Source organism: Acidaminococcus hominis (assembly GCF_022484025.1).
Lineage (GTDB): Bacteria > Bacillota > Negativicutes > Acidaminococcales > Acidaminococcaceae > Acidaminococcus > Acidaminococcus hominis.
Window position 1 is genome coordinate 2686025 of record NZ_JAKVMG010000001.1, and the last position, 19565, is coordinate 2705589.

The window sequence follows — 19565 nt, forward strand, 5'->3', positions numbered from 1 at the left end:
ATGGAAAGACCGGATTGGGACAGCTATTTTATGGAGATTGCCCAGGTGGTGTCCAAGCGTTCCACCTGCCTGAGACGGAAGGTGGGCGCCGTGCTGGTGCGGGATCGGCAGATCCTGGCCACCGGCTACAACGGTACCCCCAAGGGCCTGCCCCACTGTGAAGAAGTGGGCTGCCTCCGGGAAAAGCTCCATGTGCCCAGCGGCCAGAACCATGAGCTTTGTCGGGGCATTCATGCGGAGCAGAACGCAGTCATCCAGGCGGCGGTGAACGGGGTTTCCACCCAGGGCGCCACCCTGTACTGCACCCACCAGCCCTGCGTGGTGTGCTCCAAAATCCTCATCAACGCAGGCATTACCCGGATTGTGTACGCCAACCCGTACCCGGATAAACTGGCTGAGGAAATGCTGAAAAGCGACCACGAACTGAAGCTGGAGGTCTTCCACCCTGGCACAGAAGTGGAAAAACCGGAGAAAATAGAAACGAAATAAGCGGCAGCTGCGTAAAGCGGCTGTGAAAAAATGGCTTGCGAGCTCGATTGAGTTCGCAAGCCATTTTTTGTGGGTTGGGAGGAACGGCCTAGGCGATTGCTGTGGTTGGCATACCTCTGGGATATTTTTGGGGATGTTTGGATGCGGCCGCAACGCTTTACGGTCGCATCCAAATGTCAGTACAGTTCTCCGAGGACATTTGGTATATGCGACCTATGTGATAGCCGTCCGTGAGCCGAACCCGCAGGGTGAAGGAGAACGGAGTACGGCGAACCACTCAGGAAGCTTTCATAACCACCACGATTCAAGTTCTTATCAGCACTATATTTTAGATTTCACTTGACCCGTGGTGGCCTGGAAGCCTTCTGCAAAGCGTTGCGCTCACATCCAAGAGCCGAACGATTATCTAAAGGCTCTTGGCTAATGTGAGCCATGTGATAGCGGCCTGCAAAGCGAACCCGCAGGGTGAAGCTGCGCAGCGAGCCGCGAACCACTGAGAAGGTGTCGCCGGAGGCGACGGATGAGGTTCAAACCAGTTTTTTCGCGGCCCCCGGCCGCATGCCTTCCACTTACCAGTGCACTGCTTGGCGTGCACTGGTAAAGGGGAAGGGAGGCTGCGCCCTAAAAGAACAATGCGCAGCCGGGATGGGGTTCCGATACCGGCCGCAGGGCTAACTGAGAAAGTTCATCCAGGCAGCGGTAACCTCGGAAAACCTTTTATTTTTCACAGTCCCTTTTGTCGTTTGTATGGGGCAGTCCCGGGGTCTTTCCATGCTTTTGCCGTATTATGTACTATTGGAACAAAGTATTTGCGGCAGGTTTTGGGGAAGCCTATAATTTAGAATAAGAGGGTTAAACAGCAGTTTCTAAAAATCATACAAAACCATATAAACATGATTATTTTGTACAAAATTCGAACAATATAATTGCATTTTGTAATATAATAGTATTAATAATTTACAGAATGGAGGTGATGCTGTGATTGTCTCTAAAACCTTTACGCTTGAAACACGACTCAATCAAAATGATAATGCTGATCTAATTAAATACGTCAAGGAGTATAATGCTCTCTATGGCAGAATGTTACGCTTTGCGTGGCATCGTTATAACAATGGCGGCAAGTTCTCTGTAAAGAAAAGCCAGTTCAATACGCTTTTACAAATACAATTTGGAGTAAACAAGCGTTTTGCCAATTCTGTTATCTCTGAAGTCAAGGGTTTATATCGAGGCTTATATCAGTTGAAATGGTATGAGTATAAGCAGTTGAGTGGAAAAATAACGAAACTCTACAGTAAACGGAATAAACTTTGTAAACAAGTATTTGCCTTGAAAGAAAAAGCTCGAAACAATCAGTTGTCACCTTCTGCTTTGAGATATTATCGCAGGCAAAAAGAGAAAATCTTTTACACGGGTCAAAAGATTAACCGCCTCAAACAAAAGCAGGCTAACCTGCTGAAAGAGCTTCAGAGCAAAGATTTGCATCTCTGCTTTGGCTCAAAGAAGCTGTTTTATGCACAGCATAATCTTGAAAACAATAATCTGACAAGTCATAAGGTCTGGCTGGAACATTTCCGTGAGCAGAGAGATAATCGTTCTTTGTATATCGGAGCGAAGGATGAATTTCGCTGTAATCAGATACTGCAACTAACACCAATGGTACACTCGGGTAAAGGTAATCGTTTCGTTATTCAGCTGCGTAAGAACACAAAAGCTCGGGAGTACGTTTATGGAGCTTGTATTTTTAAGTATATGAGCAGCTTGCTAGCAAAAACCATTGTACAGAAAAGCCATGGCGTTAGCTATCGTATCGTATTCCGTGGCAGCAAGTGTTATCTGCAAGCTATGGTAACGTTCGATATAGATACCGACAGCTACAGGACCCGAAAAACGTATGGAACGATTGGCTTGGATTACAATGATGGCTTTATCGAACTTGCCGAGACCAATGAAACGGGAAATCTTGTCGGGCTAAAACACTATGATTTGCATTATCATGGTATGGGAAATAGAGCAAAGTCCGAAATTCGAGAGGTAACCTCTAAGATTGTAAACTACGCAATATCTGTTGGGAAAGACATTGTTATTGAGGATTTAGACTTTAAAGGATCTAAGGCAGAAATCACCAAAGCAAAGTCAGACCAGGGCAAGGCGTACAATAAAATGATTCACGCCTTTGACTATTCGAGGTATAAGGAAACTTTCGAAAATTGTTGTTTTAAACGGAATGTTAATTTGATTCAAGTCAATCCTGCGTATACGAGCAAGATTGCAAAGCAAAAGTATTGTGACAAAAAGAAACTCGTTATTCACCAAGGAGCAAGTTATGTTATTGCTCGTAGAGGTCAGGGCTTCGCAGATGAATATATAAGCAAAAAGAAGTCCTCATAAACAAAAACTTCCGTTAAGAAAGAACTGCTTCCAAGAGATTGCAGTCCTTGTACTTAACGGAAACTATAAAATAGACAACAACAGTTATATTTTGTTGTGCCACTTAGCAATAAGAGAAACAGAATTGAGCTGTTGGTAAATATGAGTGTGCCGTAACACTCGAAATCATTGGGAATTTGTCTTACCCTGTTTTGTATGATTTTATTTTACGGCGTAGGCCCAAGAGAAACTGTTTTTGGCAATAGGGGGGATACCATTGGAAAACAGAAAGAAATTAGGAGCGCTCCTGCTTTTGGGGGCTTTGCTCTTTAGCCTGTCCGCCTGCTCTGCCAGCGGCAGTACCAGCAGCGAGAAAACGGCTCCGCCGCCTGCCCAAACAGCAGCGGCTGCCCCGGACAAGGGGAGCAGCACCCAGGTGCAGGAAGGCAATACCTTTTATGTGAAAGCCGGAAGCCAGGTGTTCCCGGCAGTATTTGCCGACAACACCAGTGCCCAGGCCCTGAAAAAACTTCTGGAAAAGGGGACCATTACCCTGAGCCTGGAAGACTATGGCCATTTTGAAAAGGTAGGCCCCCTGGGCACCGAGCTGCCCCGGAACGATACGAAAATCACCACGGAACCCGGGGACGTGATCCTCTACCAGGGTGATAAAATTACCATTTACTATGACCAGAATACCTGGGACTTTACCCGGCTGGGCAAGATTCCAGGCGTGACCAAGGACCAGCTGCTGCAGGCCTTTGGCCCGGGGAAGGTCCAGGTGACCCTGTCCCTGACCAGACCCTGAGAAGCAAAGCAGTGCGCAGAAAGGAGCGGTATTATGGATAAGAAAAAAGGTTTGCTGGCGGGGCTTTTGCTGCTGGGCTCCCTGGCTTTTACAGCCTGCGGCAGCAGCGCCGGGGCAGCCGGACCCAATGAGGCCAAGCCGGTGGGCAGCACGGCCAAAACCACGGCAGCAGCCTCTGCCGCCGGAACCCTGACCACCAATGGGGGAGCGGTCCTTGACCTGGCCCAACTGAAACACTATACCACCAATAAGGAAGCCCCCAAGGTATACTTTATTGCCGACATTACCCCGGAAGCTATGATCAAGGCCTACGACGCCCTGGGCTGGAAACCCGCCGGGAAAGTAGCTGTGAAGCTGTCCACCGGGGAACCTCCCGCCAGCAACTACCTGTCCCCCAAACTCATTGGGGAACTGGTCCACAAGGTGAACGGCACCATTGTGGAATGCAATACGGCCTACGGCGGCAGCCGTTCCACCACCGCCATGCACTACCAGGTGGCCAAGGACCATGGCTTTACGGACATAGCCAATTTCCAGATTTTGGACGAAAACGGCTCCCTGGCACTGCCGGTCAGCGGTGGTCAGCGGCTGAAGGAAGACTACGTAGGCGCAGCCTTTAAGGACTACGACGATTATCTGGTGCTGTCCCACTTCAAGGGCCATGCCATGGCCGGGTTCGGCGGCGCCATCAAGAATATTTCCATTGGCTTGGGCTCCAGCCAGGGCAAAGCCTGGATCCACAGCGGCGGCACCAGTATGACGGACCCCTGGAGCGGTAAACAGGACGCCTTCCTGGAAGCCATGGCGGACGCCGGCAAGGCCGTTTCCACGGCCCTGGGCAATGGGGACCGGATTGTGTATATCAATGTCATGAACCGGCTGTCCATTGACTGCGACTGCAACGGCAACCCGGCAGAACCGGATATCCACGACATCGGTATCCTGGCCTCCACGGACCCGGTGGCCCTGGACCAGGCCTGCGTGGACCTGGTGTATGCCTCCAAGGGCAGCGACGCCCTGGTGCACCGGATTGAAGACCGGCACGGTATCCACACCCTGGAAAGCGCCGAAAAAATCGGCCTGGGCTCCCGGAGCTACCAGCTGATTGATTTGGACTAAAAAACAAATAAAGGCGGCTGACCCAGCGGGCCGGCCGCTTTTAGCAAATTAGGAAAGGAGGGGGAGTATGGAAATTCTCCAGCGGGAAATGGTGTATATCTGGTACTACTTTACCCTGCAATTGGACCAGATTTTTGGCTACTGGGTCCTGGGTATGCTGCTGGGCTCCGCCGTTTCCGTCTTTTTGAAGGACAAAATCCACGGCGCTGTCCGCACCCTGGGCAGGGTCCACACAGGCGTATTGGGCCTTTTGGCCGCCAGCGCCCTGGGCATTGCCTCTCCTCTTTGTATGTACGGCACCATTCCCCTGGCCGCCTCCTTTTCCCAAAGCGGCGTAAAGGACGACTGGCTGGCCGCCTTTGCCATGGCCTCGGTGCTGCTAAATCCCCAGCTGATTATCTACAGTATGGCCCTGGGGAAAACCGCCCTGCTGATTCGGGTGGTCACCTGCTTTTTGTGCGGGGTGGCGGCAGGCCTTTTGGTGCGGATCTTCTTCCGGCACAAACCCTTCTTCACCTTTGGTCGGTTTCAGGAACCCGTGAGCCATGACACAGACCCCAACCTGCTGCTGCGGTATGTGAAAAACGTGGGCAGGAACCTGAGAGCCACCGGACCCTATTTCCTGTTTGGCATCCTGCTTTCCGCCCTGTTCCAGCGCTACGTACCCGCCCAGCTGATGACCCAGGTCTTTGGCGGCAACAAAGCCTGGGGCGTCCTGATGGCCGCCACCATTGGCGTACCCCTGTATGCCTGCGGCGGAGGCACCATCCCCCTGCTCCAGCAGTGGCTGGCAGAAGGCATGAGCCTGGGCAGCGCCGCCGCCTTTATGCTCACCGGCCCCGCCACCAAAATTACCAACCTGGGCGCACTGAAAATCGTCCTGGGACTGAAACACTTCTTGCTGTACATCGGATTTGTTATGCTATTCGCCCTGGTGACGGGGCTGCTGGTGAACGGAATTTTCGTTGCTTGAGGAAATTCAAAAACTGCACAACCAAAAAGTCAGGCTCCTCTCTGCATCGCAGAGAAGAGCCTGACTTTTCTTGTTGTAGCAACTTTTTACAACATAAAATACTTCAACACAAACACTACCGCCAAACCGCCCATCAGCGGATTCAGTTTCTTCCGCTTTCCAGTGAGCAGGTTCATAACCACGTAGCTGATGATGCCAAAGGAAATGCCTTCAGAAATGCTGTAGCAGAAGGGCATGGCAATAATGGCAATGTAGGCCGGAATGGTTTCGCTGAAATCCTGGAAGCTGATTTCCGTAATGGAGCTGAACATCAAAAAGCCCACCAGAATTAGCGCAGGAGCCGTAGCGAAGGAAGGAATGGCCATAAAGAACGGGGAGAGGAACAGGGAAACGGCGAACAAGAGGGCCACGATGACCCCGGTGAGACCGGTCCGGCCCCCTTCGGAAACCCCGGCAGCACTTTCCACCACGGTGGTTACGGTGCTGGTCCCCAGTACCGCCCCGGCGCAGGTAGCTACTGCATCGGCGAGCAGTGCTCCCCGGATGTTGGGCAGCTTGTTGTTTTCGTCCAGCATTTTGCTCTTGGTGGCCACGCCGATAATGGTGCCCAGGGTATCAAACAGATCCACAAACAGGAAGGCAAAAATCACGGCGAAGAAGTCCAAGGAGAAAATATGGCTAAAGTCCAGCTGCATAAATAACGGGGACGGATCCCGGGGCAGGAAGGACGCCAGACCCCCGGAAAAATTGGGAAATACGCTGAAGGTACCCAGGCTGGGGTCCGGCACGTACAGCCCTGTGGCTTCGCAGACCATGCCCACAAACCAGGTGCCCAGAATCCCAAACAGGATATTGCCCTTGACCTTTTTGATGATCAAAATGGACGTGAACAGGATGCCCAGCAGGGACAGCAGCACTGTAATCCCCACACTGTGGAAGGTGCCGTTAGCCAGGGCCTGGGAAAAGGAGTACAGGGAAACCTTGGTGGCTGGGTTAGCGACGATAATCCGGGAGTTCTGAAGCCCCAGAAACGCAATGAACAGCCCGATGCCCACCGTAATGGCCTGCTTCAGGGTCAGGGGAATGGCGTTGAAAATCGCTTCCCGGATGCTGGTCAGCGTCAGCAGAATGAAGATAATCCCTTCCACAAAAACGGCGGTCAAAGCCGTGTGCCAGGAATAGCCCATCTGCTGGACTACCGTGTAGGCAAAGTAGGCGTTCAGCCCCATACCCGGGGCCAGGGCGAAGGGATAGTTGGCAAAGGCAGCCATGCACAGCGTCCCCACAATGGACGCAATCGCAGTCACCGTCAACAAAGCCCCCCGGTCCATACCCGTAGTACTGAGCACCATAGGATTGACGATCAGAATATAAGCCATGGTCATAAACGTGGTAAGCCCGGCGATGATTTCCGTCCGGACCGTGGTGTGAGCTTCCTTCAGGCGGAAGACCCGTTCAAGAAATTGTTCCATAGAAAATTAGCTCCTCTTTCTTCCCCCTATAGAAATGATTTTTGTAAGAAAAGAAACGGTTTTAACCCGCTCTTTTGTAGAATAACTTCTATTATAGCAAATTTTACCCCAAAAAAGACAACTTAGTGGGGTAGACTACCATAAAAAATTGGAGACGATACTCCATGGACCGCAACAACCGATAAAAGCGCTAGCCCTGTGATAGCCGTCCGGAAAGCAAGCCCACAGGGCGAAACTGCCTGGAATACGGCGAACCGCTAATCTTGGATGGGGGACGCAATGGTGCGCTACTAATATGGGTGCAGGCCCATTCGGGCTACTTGGTTGTTGTTCGCAATGTTTGCCTTTCCGTTCTCTTTGGGGTATATTTTCAAAAAAGCGACGGAGCGCTGACTATTTTTGAAAACATAGCCACCAGTTGGTGCGGTCAGCGAACCTGAAGTGTGCTGGTTCAGGGTATCCACTCTCCTGCATCACTACCTTTCGCAAAGGTAGTGATGCTTTCCTCTCCCCTCGTATGATATGTATGTGAGTTATTAAAAACAGCTCACATACATATTTTTTGTGCGTATAGCGGTAAGAACCATTCGGAGAATTTTCCTCTTCCAGTTCCCCGTCTATACAATCTGAAGCTCTGTAACAAAAGGTTTTCCCATGGTACGATATCAGTAGAGTCTGATGTCCGGAGGCACTGCTATCTCCCCTTGCAGCCAGTTCGTCTGTGTCTGCTCCCTTTAGCATGCGGCCCAGCTCATGAAGCATTACTCCGCTAACACAGAAGTTGCATCTCCTGCCTTAGCACCAGCAAAAAGGCTGACAGGATGAATGCTAATTGCGCGAGGTTGCGGTTACTTCATGATGCCTGGGATAAACCTTTTGCTCAGGCTTCACAAATCTGATCTGGGAAGGAGGATGATATCATGATTAAGATCAACACTTTGTCAACTTTATACGTCGGTATTGATGTAAGTTCAAAATCCAATGTTGTCTATGCCATGGACTTTGAACAGAATAAGCTTCTTTCTGATTCTTTCCCTAATAATCAGCCTGGCGCTGAAAAATTGGCGAATGCTATCTGTAAATGTATGCTTTCTCATCGAAATCTAAATACTATCGTTTTCGCATTAGAATCCACCTCCATGTACAGTATTCATATTGCCAATTTCCTGTCAGCCAGCGAAATTCTCATGCCTTTTCATCCGTATGTTTATTGTCTCAATCCAAAAATCACAGCGAATTACCGAAAAACTTTTATTGGCCTTTCCAAAACTGATTCAACGGACGCATATATCATTTCTGATTTAGCTCGGGTTGGCAAAATCAAGAGTTCTCCCTGGAGAGGCAGTCAGTTTCTTGCACTCAAGCGTCTGACACGGCACCGACTGCACCTCGCTGAATGCATCACAAGAGAAAAGACCTACATGATTTCCAATCTGTTTCTTAAATTTAGTGAACTGGAGATTTTGGATCAGGAATCACAGCCCTTTAGTAACATTTTTGGGACCACTTCAGCTGCCGTTTTGACAGAATTCTTTTCTGTACAGGATATTGTGGATGCCAGCGAAGAAGAGCTCCTACAATTTCTGGCAAAAAAAAGCCGGAATCGCATTACAAACTTAGCTGAAACCTCTAAATTGCTAAAAAAGGCCGCCCAGGATTCCTATCGTCTTGATAAGCGTGCAGCTGAACCCCTGACAATCGCTCTGGCCAGTTCGTTCAACTGTATTGAGTCTTACAAGAAGGAAATTAAGGCAATTGATCATGCTATAGAAAAGACGGTCAAGGGCGTTAATCCTAACGCCTACATGATTCTACGGTCCATTCCTGGTATTGGACCAGTCTTGGCTGCTGGCATTCTCGCTGAGATTGGTGATATTTCCGCTTTTCGCTCAGCTGATTCGCTAGCTAAATACGTTGGACTTACTTGGCGCAAGAGCGATTCAGGCGACTTCGTGGCCGAGGAAACACCCGTTTTCAGAACGGGTAACACATATCTCCGTAATTATATTGGAGAGGCTGCAAACAGTGTCCGAAGATACATCCCTGAATACGCAGAGTATTACGCCAAGAAATATGCTGAAGTGCCAAAGCATCAGCATAAAAGAGTACTCGCGCTTGCATCTCGTAAATTAGTACGACTCGTTTTTGGTTTGCTGGTCAAAAACCAACTGTACGCCGGCGGAAAGTTGAACGCCGAACAGAATAACGATTTCAAATAGCACCCGTTTTTTTTGAAGCAACATCGGGTGCAGGTGAAGTGCGCCCTTTTTTTGATTAATACATAGAATATCTTAAAAAAAATATGCTTGACATATTACCAGAATGCTACAGGCGAGAGATTTTAGCGCGGTGGCTACTTCCTCATTTGTGATTGTTGCGCAATCACATGACCGAAATCAATTTTTGCTAATTGAATTCGGTCAGTAATGAGGCAGACAGCTTGATTTGGCAATATTTCTGTTTCTCGCAATAGGCCCGTGCTGGAAGTCTGGTAGTGCTTGCCCCAACCGACTTCCTGCGGAAGTCACCTTCCCCGCTTGGACTGCTGTTGTGCGGAGAAGGCAGGCGGCCTGCGGCCTAGCGGTTCGCCGTATTCCAGTCGCCGGCAACCTTTCAGGTCCGGCTCCTGGACGGCTGTCGCAGGGGTCGTATATTCCATTTCTCTGTGGCCAGGGCCTTGAGAAATGGATACGACTCCCAAATGCATGGATAAACTTCCTCCGTCAGCCTAGCGGCTGCCACCTACCACACGCTTGTGGTAGGCTTCTAGTTCACCACTGGTCGAGTAAAATCTAAAACATAGTGCTGATAAGAAGCTGACCAGTAATTGCTATGAACGCTTCCTTCAAGCGTTGCGGCCGCATCCAAACATCCCCAAAAGGTATCAAAAGGATGTTTGGTCAATAAGGCCCATGCGACAGCCGTCCAGGAGTTGAGCCTATAAGGCGATAACGACTGGAGTACGGCGAACCGCTAAGGAAGTGGCGTCGGTAGACGCCGATAGAAGTTTAAGCCGCTTTTTCGCGGCGCTAGCGCCGCAACTGCCTTCCCCTTTACCTGTTCGCTATGCGAACAGGTAAAGGGGAAGGTGGCGGCGAACTCGCCGGCGGATGGGGTTCAAAAGTAGGAGGCCTGTACTGCACCCGTTGAGAGCGTCGACCAAAAATCCAGCACAGAGTTTTCTGCAGCTAAAATTTGCCCACGGGCAAATTTTCTGTAGTTGCTTCTCAAACCCCGGCACTAGCACTAGCCCCTGCCGACCGCACTGATATTAAAAACGGATAGAGAGTGGATACCCGGCACCACGTCTATAATGTTCATTAACCGCACAACCAAAAAGTCAGGCTCCTCTCTGCATTGCAGAGAAGAGCCTGACTTTTCTTGTTATAGCAACTTTTTACAACATAAAATACTTCAGCACAAACAGCACTGCCAATACCCCCATAAGAGGGCTGACCTTGTGAGCCTTGCCGGTGAGCAGGTTCATGGCTACATAGCTGATGGTACCAAAGGAGATACCTTCGGAAATGCTGTAGCAGAAGGGCATGGCAATGATGGCAATGTAGGCCGGAATGGCTTCACTGAGATCATTGAAGTCGATGCCGATAATGGAGCTGAACATCAGGAACCCTACGATGACCAGAGCCGGAGCAGTGGCAAAGGAAGGAATAGCCATAAAGAACGGGGACAGGAACAGGGACAGCAGGAACAGCACAGCAACGGTAACCGCCGTCAGCCCGGTCCGGCCGCCTTCGGAAACCCCGGCAGCACTTTCTACGAAAGTGGTAACGGTGCTGGTACCCATCACAGCACCTACGCAGGTGGCCACAGCATCAGCCAGCAGAGCCCCCTTGATATGGGGCAGCTTGTTGTTTTCGTCCAGCATATTGCTCTTGGTGGCTACGCCAATGATGGTGCCCAGGGTATCAAACAGGTCCACAAACAGGAACGCGAAGATAACCACAAAGAAGTCCAGGGAGAACACCCGGCTAAAGTCCATCTGCATAAAGAGAGGCGCCGGGCTGATGGGCAGGAAGGAAGACAGCCCGCCGGAAAAATTGGGGAATACGCTGAAGGTGCCCAGCTTGGGATCCGGTACGTACAGGCCCACGGCTTCGCACAGCATGCCGGCAATCCAGGTGCCCAGAATCCCAAACAGGATGTTGCCCTTCACGTTTTTAATAATCAAAATAGCAGTAAACATAATGCCCAGCATGGCCAGGAGAACGGTAATCCCCACACTGTGGAACGTGCCGTCGGACATGGCCTTGGTAAAGGAATACAGAGAAACCTTCGTGGCCGGGTTGGCGACGATGATCCGGGCGTTCAAAAGACCGATGAAGGCGATGAACAAACCAATACCTACGGAAATGGCCTGCTTCAGGGTCAGAGGAATGGTGTTGAAAATCGCTTCCCGGACACTGGTCAGGGTCAGCAGAATGAAAATGACACCTTCCACGAAAACCGCGGCCAAAGCCATTTGCCAGGGATAGCCCATCTGCTGCACCACCGTGTAGGCAAAGTAGGCGTTGAGCCCCATGCCGGGGGCCAGAGCAAACGGATAGTTGGCAAAGATGGCCATGAAAATGGTACCAACGGCGGACGCAATGGCCGTAACCGTCAGCAGAGCCCCTTTATCCATGCCCGTGCTGCTGAGAATCAGCGGGTTGACAATGAGAATGTAGGCCATGGTCATAAAGGTAGTAATCCCGGCGACGATTTCCGTCCGGGCGGTGGTGTGGGCTTCCTTGAGATGGAAGACCCGTTCAAGAAATTGTTCCATACAAAGCTCCTCTTTTCTTCCCCCTCATGGGAATAATAATCTATATATAAAAGAGCCAGGTCAGCCCTGTTCTTTTTTCCAGAAATCCCGGAAGCGCCCCAGCATGGCCTGCTGACTCAGCTTCTCCGGCCACAGTTCTTCCTGCTCACTGCGGCGCAGCGCGGCGGCCAGATGATCGTACAGATGGGGCACCGATTCTTCCAGCCGGACCACCATTTCCTTCATCTCCTGGCGCTGGGTCTTGCCATCGTAGGGACAGGGATTCTTCAGGGGCACCAGCCCGATTTCCTTGCCGTTGGCAATAATCTCCGACTCCCGGTAGAACAGCAGCGGACGGATTACGGTAATCCCCGATTTGGTCAGATAGGTGGAGGGCATGAACGTCTTCAGCTGCCCGGAATTGAACAGATTGAGCAGCAGCGTTTCCACCGCATCATCATTGTGATGGGCCAGCGCCACCTTATTGCAGCCCAGTTCCTTGGCCTTCCGGTTGGTAGCCGCCCGGCGGAAATAGGCACAGGAGAAGCAGGGCGTATTGCCCCGGTGACCCCAGACCTCCTCCACATTCACCTGGTCGGAATAATGTTCGATGCCGTACTTAGCACAGAAGTCCTCCAGTTCCTTTTTGGGAAAATCCGGGGCGAACATTCCGTCCACCGTATAGGCGTATAAATCGAAATGGCGAGGACTGTGCTTCCGGGCCTCAGCCAGCGCAGCCGTCATAAACTGGCTGTCCTTGCCGCCGGAAAGACCAATGAGAATCTTGTCCCCCTCCTGGATCATGTCAAATTCAATCATCGCCCGCCACAGCTTGGTCAGCATCTCTGCGGGCACGTAAGGTTTCTTGGACATAGCAGCCTCCTTCGTAAAGAATACCTTATATTATAGCAAATTTTTCCCCAAAGAACATAGAACCTTCACATTTTTTCCGAGTTTTCCCGGCTTCCCCAAAAAGAAGCCGCCTGAGTGGGAAGATAACCATAATTGCAGGAATTTCACGAAAAATAACAAGTTCTGGGACGAAACAATTGACGCCGGAGCCCAAGTCCGCTACACTGGAAACGAATACCCCAAATACCCGGCACCCAGCAGCGTGCCTAAAACAGGAGATATATATGATGGAAATTGAAGAAACAATCCTTGCCGGCAAAAAACTGAACCCCTTGCAGCAAGAAACCCTGGAGCAGCAAATCGCAGCAGGCAGTACCCACGCCCTGGTCCTATTGGGCAAATACTACGCCTTTGGCGCCGGAGACGATGCGGACAGCGCTTTGGAACTGTTTTACCAGGCCGCCCAGCTGGGCAGCATAGATGCAATGGTGGAACTGGGCGCCCTGCTGGTACTGTTAGAAGCAGAAGACCAGGCTCTGCCCTGGTTCGAAAAAGCCGCCAAGCAGGACAATACCGAAGCCCTGCTCTATCTAGGCGACCTGTACGCCGCCCAGGAACCTACCCCCGCAAACCAGAAAAAAGCCCGGGCATATTATGCCAAAGCCGCAGAGCTGGGAAACCCAGAAGCCATCCGTATCCTTGCAGAAGGAACGATGGAAGGAGAAGAAGAAAATAAGGAATAGGGAAGGGGAGGGGAAAACGTTGTCTTCTGTAGGGGAGAGTTGCTGGAAAAAGAAAGCAGTTAACTGCATAAGAATTATTGCTGCTTGTTTCCCTCAAGAAAAGCAAACCTAAAATGATTAAAATGTTCATTTTTAATCATTTACTTGAAATTCAAGAAAAAGAATTTCAAGTGGGATTATTTTTGTACATGGTTTGTGATAGAATAAAAGAGAAGTCAAGAATTGAATAAAACCTGCGCAATGTACCACAATTTTTTTAATAAAGAATTTTGTGAGTAAACGATTCGACTTGGTGTTTTTGAAATCTCTGAAATATTTCTAGGCAGAAAGAAGGAAAATTAGAGGATATGGAGAATTTATATAATAAGTATTTTCTACCTCAATCTTTCCTTATGAAAAGTAAATCATAAAGGAGGGCCTATGGAAAATCTAGAGGATTCTCAGTACATTGCACACTTAAATGGTGAAGGACAGGATGCTCCACAGCAGCTGATAGATCATTTAATCCACGTTGCAGAATTAGCTGAATCATTTGCAACAGGTCCTGAAATGAAGCAAATGGCTTATCAGTGCGGAAAATATCATGATGTGGGTAAATATTCCAAAGAATTTCAGGAATATATTCGAGGTTTGATGAAAGGCGGAGTAGACCATTCTTCTGCTGGAGCACAACTCTTGTTCAGAAATCGAGAAATGAATAGTGTGTATGAGGCAATGTGTATTGCGGGACATCACGCAGGTTTGCCAGATATGGGAAGTAAGCTTGATACAGGAGAAGAAAGCAGCTTCTGCGGAAGAATGAAAAAACGTATTCCAGATTATGGTGCGTATATGAATGAATTGGGAAAACCTGAAAAATTGGGAATACCGATGGAACTTCTGCGCAGCCAGAATAGTATTGTAAATACCATGAGGATGAGAATGCTTTTTTCCAGTTTGGTGGATGCAGATTTCCTGGATACAGAAAGATATATGAATCCCCATCAACAAGAACGAGGGAAATTTGCTTCTATTCCCGAATTACACGCTGCTTTTTTTGACAAACTTCAAGAGAAAGGGTATTTATCTGCCAAGAACGCATTGAACGAGAAACGCTGCGAAATCCTGAAACGCTGTATTGCTATGGGAAAAGAGCCCCCTGGAATGTATTCCCTGACTGTCCCCACTGGGGGTGGCAAAACAATTTCTAGTTTTGCATTTGCTTTAGAACAAGCTAAAAAATATGGAAAAGAGCGTATTATTTACGTAATTCCATATACTTCTATTATTGAGCAAACATCATATGTTCTAAAATCTTTTTTAGGAAATCAAAATGTTTTAGAACACCACAGCCAGGTAGACTATGATGATACTAATGAAGATATGCTGCAAAAACGTTTGGCAGCAGAAAATTGGGATGCTCCGATAATTGTGACTACTAATGTACAATTCTTCGAATCTTTGTTTGCAAATAAAACTTCTCGTTGCCGCAAGCTTCACAATGTGGCAAACAGTGTCATAATTTATGATGAAGCCCAAATGCTTCCAACAAATTTTCTAAAGGCGGTTACTCAAGCAATGGAATGTTTGGCAAAAGACTTTCAATGTACTGAGGTTCTGTGCAGTGCTACCCAGCCGGCTTTGGATGATTTCTTTGCAGAACGCCCTAAGGAAATCATGGACAATATCTCGGAAATGTACAAATTCTTTAAAAGAACAAAGTTCCAGGATGATGGTCTGCAGACCTACGAAACTATTGGAGAACAAATCTCTCGTAGCAAGCAAGCCTTGTGTGTATGTCTGACAAAGGCCGAAGCTCAAAAGGTTTATGCTGCTGTAGCTGATCAGGATAACTGCTGGTATTTATCTACAGATTTATGCCCAATTCATCGGCATAAAGTCATTGAAGAAATGAAAAGACGCCTTAAGGCTGGTGAAACCTGTCGAGTTGTTTCTACAAGCATTATTTCAGTAGGAGTGGATATTGATTTTCCGGTTGTATATATTGAAGAAACCGGAATTGATTCTCTCATTCAAGGTGGTGGGCGCTGTAATCGGGAAGGAAAGCATCCTTTAGAAGAAAGTATTGTCCATATTTTCCAAACAGAGGAAAGTCAAAAAAGTCGATTTCTAAAACAAGAACGACAGTGTACGCAATTGACTAAAGCTTTTATACCAGATGAAATATCTTCTCCTAATGCCATTGAATATTATTTTAAACATCTTTATCAGGCTAAGGAGGTTATCCTGGATGAAAAAAAGATTTTGGAGAAATCCAACAGACTGTCATTTGCGCAAATCGCCAAAGATTTTCATTTGATTGAGGATCACACCAAAACAGTGTTTATCCCTCTTGACGAAAACGCAGAAGTGATTGCAAATCAACTACGATTAGGTGTGCGCAATAGAGAATTGATGAGAAAGGCAGCAAAATACAGTGTTAACGTATATTCTGGTGCTTTTTTTCATACTAAAGGTTTATATGAACAATTGATTAATGATGGTTATGCAATTGAACTAGACGAAAATTTGGCGATACTGACAAATCTGGAAAAAGTCTATGATGAGAAAATGGGCTTTCATTACCATCATGAGGAGGGGATGGGAATATGTTGGTAATGCTGCAATTTGAACAAAATGAGGTGATAGGATGAATTATGGAGTGAAGATTGAATGCTGGGGGCCGTATGCCTGCTTTACCCGGCCGGAGATGAAGGCTGAGCGAGTTTCCTATGATGTAATGACCCCGTCAGCAGCGCGCGGCTTGGTAGAGGCCATCTATTGGCATCCAGGATTGCGGTATGTGATTGATGAAATTGATGTACTCAATCCCATTAAATTCACCAACATCCGCCGGAATGAACTTATGCATAAGTTAAGTGCAAGTTCAGTAAAGGCAAATGCTAAAAAAGGTAAACCTATTATGATTGTTACAAGGCAGGATATCATGCAGAGAGCCTCTACTGTTTTAAAAGATGTACGCTACTGCATCACTCTCCATTTTGAGATGACTGATAAGGCCGCTGCAGGTGATAATCCTGGGAAATTTCGCGAAATGCTTACCCGTCGGGCACGAAAGGGACAATGTTACCATCAACCTTACTTTGGAACCAGAGAATTTCCTGCTTGTTTCCGCTTGGTAGAGGATGAAGAAGTATTGATACCCTATCCGTATACCCAATCCCTAGGCTATATGCTGTATGATATGGACTATAGCAATCCAGAACAAATTACGCCAATGTTTTTCAAGGCAGAATTAAAAGATGGCATCCTGGATTTGCGGAATTGTGAGGTGCATCAATGATCTTACAAGCCCTGACAGATTATTACGATTCTTTGATTAGGGATGGCCTTGTAGGTAAGCCTGGCTGGAGTAAATTGCCTATATCTTATCAAGTAGTATTGAATGAAGATGGTAAATTAATCCAGCTTCAATCAATTTTGGCGGAAACAAGTGATGGTAAAAGCTTAAAAAAGTTTCTATTAGTACCTGAACCTGAACATAGATCAGGAACGCAAAAGAAAGCACATTTTTTATGCGATAATGCCGGATATTTATTGGGATATGAAAAAGGAAGTGTTCAATTAGAAAAATTTAACGCAGCTAAAGAATTGCATCATAAGATATTGGACCATTGTCAATCTACAGTTGCAAAAGCTATACTAAAATTTTTTGATTGCTGGAACCCATTAGAGGCTGAACAAAATTCTCTGATTAATGCAGAACCGGATGCCATAAATAATGGCGGAAATTTAATCTTTATTGTTAATCAGGATAGTCCACTTAAAGATAAAGAAATTTGTAGAGCGTGGGATTCCTTTAAAGCAAATTCTATTGGTGATTTCACTAGAGGCCAATGTTTAGTAACAGGAAGAAAAAATGTTCCTATAGCGCGTATTCACCCTAATATCAAAGGAGTGAGGGGGGCCCAGACTAGCGGAGCCGCTATTGTATCTTTTAATACAAATGCTCTTGAATCCTATGGCCATGATGGGGAACAGGGCAATAATGCTCCTGTAGGAGAATATGCAGCATTTGCTTATTCCGCAGCTTTGAATTATCTAATCCGAGAAAGAAAATGCAGCCTTGTGGGTGGTGATACCGTGGTGTATTGGTCAGCTGATGCCAACCCATTGTATCAAGATGGCTTTTCTGAGTGTATGGGTAATGATGCAGGAATTTCGGAAGCTGACTTAGCTGCAATGATTGAAAAAATTTCTAAGGGACAGCAAGCTGATATTTCTGGCGTAACATTGTCACCTGATGAACCGTTTTATGTATTGGGATTGGCCCCTAATGCAGCACGTCTTTCCATCCGATTCTTTTATCGCAATACCTTTGGAGCAACAATTGCCCACATTGCAGAGCATCACCAGCGTATGAAAATTGTACGCCCGAGCTGGGAAAAGCAAGAACAAATTCCTTTGTGGAGATTGCTCAAGGCTACAGTTAATCCACATTCTAAGGATCCTGCATCATCCCCCTTGCTGGCAGGCAGTTTGCTGCGGAGTATTCTGCAGGGACAGCCCTATCCAGAAGCTACGTATCAGAATATCTTGTTGAGAGTTTTCTCTGACCAGGATGAAAGAGGAGATAATGGGACGACTACTGTCAACAAAATTACTTATGTCAAAGCCGCTTTTATTAAAGCGTACTTATTAAAAAATCATTTTGAAAGATGGGGTGAAGATTTAACTATGGCAGTCAATGAAGATTGTAAGGCGTTGCCCTATGTATTGGGGCGTTTGTTCTCAGTTCTTGAGGCACTGCAGGAAGCCGCTAATCCTGGCATTAACGCCACCATTAAGGATCGGTATTTCAATGCAGCCTGTGCAACACCGGGGTCTGTTTTTCCGACACTTATGAAGTTGGCTAATGCACATCTGGCAAAGTTGGAAAAAAGACAACAAGTTTACTATTCCAAAAAGCTGCAAGCGCTGGCCGATGAAATTGTGATGCCGAATCAAGGAAAGCCTATTCCCAGTCGGTTGAATCAAGAAGAACAAGGGGTATTTATTTTAGGGTATTATCAGGAAACCCAAAAACGGTTTACGAAAAAGGAGGAAAAATGATGAGCGAAGCAATTCAAAACAGATACGATTTTGTGGTGCTGTATGATGTGGAGAACGGAAATCCTAATGGGGACCCTGATGCAGGGAATATGCCCCGGGTAGATCCGGAAACGGGCTTGGGTCTGGTAACGGACGTCTGCATTAAACGGAAAATCCGCAACTATGTAGAAGATGCCAAGGCAGATGAAAAAGGCTATAAGATTTATATTAAAGAGTCTGTTCCGTTGGAATCCAGTGATAAAACGGCGTTGGAGTATTTGAATGTAAACGATATTAAAGATATAAAGAAAAAAGACCCCGATGCCGATAAAAAAATTAAAGATTTCATGTGCCAAAACTTCTATGACGTGCGGACCTTTGGCGCAGTTATGACCACCTTCGTAAAAGGAGCACTGAATTGTGGCCAGGTGAGAGGACCGGTGCAACTGGGATTTTCCCGGAGCATTGACCCCATTACACCGCAAGAAATTACCATTACGCGGGTAGCCATCACTACTGAGAAAGATGCAGCTAATAAAAAAACTGAGATGGGACGGAAATATATCGTGCCTTATGGCTTGTATCGGATGGAAGGCTATGTTTCTGCCAACCTGGCACAAAAATCTACTGGCTTTTCTGAAGATGACTTAAAGCTGCTTTGGGAAGCATTGGTAAATATGTTTGAAAATGACCATTCTGCCGCTAGAGGCAATATGGCAGTAAGAAAGCTGTATGTGTTTAAGCATGATTCTGTTTTGGGCAATACGCAATCTTATAAACTGTTTAACCGTGTGCAGGTAGAAAAGAAGGATGCCCAGAAAGTTGCACGCTCGTTTGAAGATTATGCTGTAACAGTAGATACAGCAAATTGGCCGACCGGGGTTCACTGCACGGAGATGGTTGAACAGGAAAAAGTAGAAGAATAAACCGGTGCATTGCCATACATAAT

General features: G+C 47.4%; 14 protein-coding genes. 11 read left to right on the top strand and 3 right to left on the bottom strand.

Features of this window, described 5'->3' with window-relative positions; all coding sequences use genetic code 11:
- The 5 genes from LKE88_RS12280 to LKE88_RS12300 all read left to right on the top strand — a co-directional run bounded on the left by LKE88_RS12280 (position 1) and on the right by LKE88_RS12300 (position 5756).
- Entirely contained in the window at positions 1-489 is a 489-nt protein-coding gene (locus tag LKE88_RS12280; RefSeq protein ID WP_105327078.1) for a deoxycytidylate deaminase, read from the top strand.
- A 978-nt stretch (positions 490-1467) separates the two neighbouring features.
- Entirely contained in the window at positions 1468-2877 is a 1410-nt protein-coding gene (locus LKE88_RS12285; RefSeq protein WP_276803753.1) for an IS200/IS605 family accessory protein TnpB-related protein, read from the top strand.
- A gap of 256 nt (positions 2878-3133) precedes the next feature.
- Entirely contained in the window at positions 3134-3664 is a 531-nt protein-coding gene (locus LKE88_RS12290; RefSeq protein WP_105327080.1) for a cyclophilin-like fold protein, read from the top strand.
- 33 nt (positions 3665-3697) lie between these two features.
- On the top strand, positions 3698-4783 hold the full coding sequence (locus LKE88_RS12295; RefSeq protein ID WP_105327081.1) for a DUF362 domain-containing protein: 1086 nt from the start codon (positions 3698-3700) through the stop codon (positions 4781-4783).
- A 67-nt stretch (positions 4784-4850) separates the two neighbouring features.
- Positions 4851-5756 carry a permease gene (locus tag LKE88_RS12300; RefSeq protein ID WP_105327082.1) on the top strand — a complete coding sequence of 302 codons (906 nt, stop codon included), beginning with the start codon at positions 4851-4853 and terminating at the stop codon, positions 5754-5756.
- Between the two features lie 86 nt (positions 5757-5842).
- Here LKE88_RS12300 and LKE88_RS12305 read toward each other — a convergent pair whose 3' ends face one another.
- The gene (locus tag LKE88_RS12305) at positions 5843-7228 is read right to left on the bottom strand and encodes an NCS2 family permease (RefSeq protein WP_105327083.1); all 1386 of its coding nucleotides are present in this window, start codon (positions 7226-7228) and stop codon (positions 5843-5845) included.
- 920 nt (positions 7229-8148) lie between these two features.
- On the opposite strand from LKE88_RS12305, the gene LKE88_RS12310 reads away from it, so the two are divergent.
- Positions 8149-9447, top strand: coding sequence for an IS110 family RNA-guided transposase (locus LKE88_RS12310; protein WP_276803755.1), 1299 nt, complete (start codon positions 8149-8151; stop codon positions 9445-9447).
- Positions 9448-10625: 1178 nt separating this feature from the next.
- On the opposite strand, the gene LKE88_RS12315 is transcribed toward LKE88_RS12310, so the two are convergent.
- Both LKE88_RS12315 and LKE88_RS12320 read right to left on the bottom strand, forming a co-directional pair.
- A complete protein-coding gene (locus LKE88_RS12315; RefSeq protein ID WP_105325960.1) occupies positions 10626-12011 on the bottom strand; it encodes an NCS2 family permease in 1386 nt (461 codons plus the stop codon).
- Between the two features lie 60 nt (positions 12012-12071).
- Positions 12072-12863 (bottom strand): tRNA lysidine(34) synthetase, encoded by a 792-nt coding sequence (locus LKE88_RS12320; RefSeq protein ID WP_105325959.1) that lies wholly within the window; start codon positions 12861-12863, stop codon positions 12072-12074.
- Positions 12864-13129: 266 nt separating this feature from the next.
- On the opposite strand from LKE88_RS12320, the gene LKE88_RS12325 reads away from it, so the two are divergent.
- The 5 genes from LKE88_RS12325 to cas7c all read left to right on the top strand — a co-directional run bounded on the left by LKE88_RS12325 (position 13130) and on the right by cas7c (position 19542).
- The gene (locus LKE88_RS12325; protein WP_276803757.1) at positions 13130-13585 is read left to right on the top strand and encodes a tetratricopeptide repeat protein; all 456 of its coding nucleotides are present in this window, start codon (positions 13130-13132) and stop codon (positions 13583-13585) included.
- Between the two features lie 420 nt (positions 13586-14005).
- Positions 14006-16183, top strand: coding sequence for a CRISPR-associated helicase Cas3' (cas3, locus tag LKE88_RS12330; protein WP_118287109.1), 2178 nt, complete (start codon positions 14006-14008; stop codon positions 16181-16183).
- A gap of 31 nt (positions 16184-16214) precedes the next feature.
- Entirely contained in the window at positions 16215-16868 is a 654-nt protein-coding gene (cas5c, locus tag LKE88_RS12335) for a type I-C CRISPR-associated protein Cas5c (protein WP_105325956.1), read from the top strand.
- Positions 16865-18637, top strand: coding sequence for a type I-C CRISPR-associated protein Cas8c/Csd1 (gene cas8c / locus LKE88_RS12340; RefSeq protein ID WP_276803759.1), 1773 nt, complete (start codon positions 16865-16867; stop codon positions 18635-18637). The genes cas5c and cas8c overlap by 4 nt, the downstream gene beginning before the upstream one ends.
- Entirely contained in the window at positions 18637-19542 is a 906-nt protein-coding gene (cas7c, locus tag LKE88_RS12345; protein WP_118287107.1) for a type I-C CRISPR-associated protein Cas7/Csd2, read from the top strand. Before cas8c ends, cas7c begins: the two co-directional genes overlap by 1 nt.
- The last annotated feature ends 23 nt before the right edge of the window (positions 19543-19565 follow it).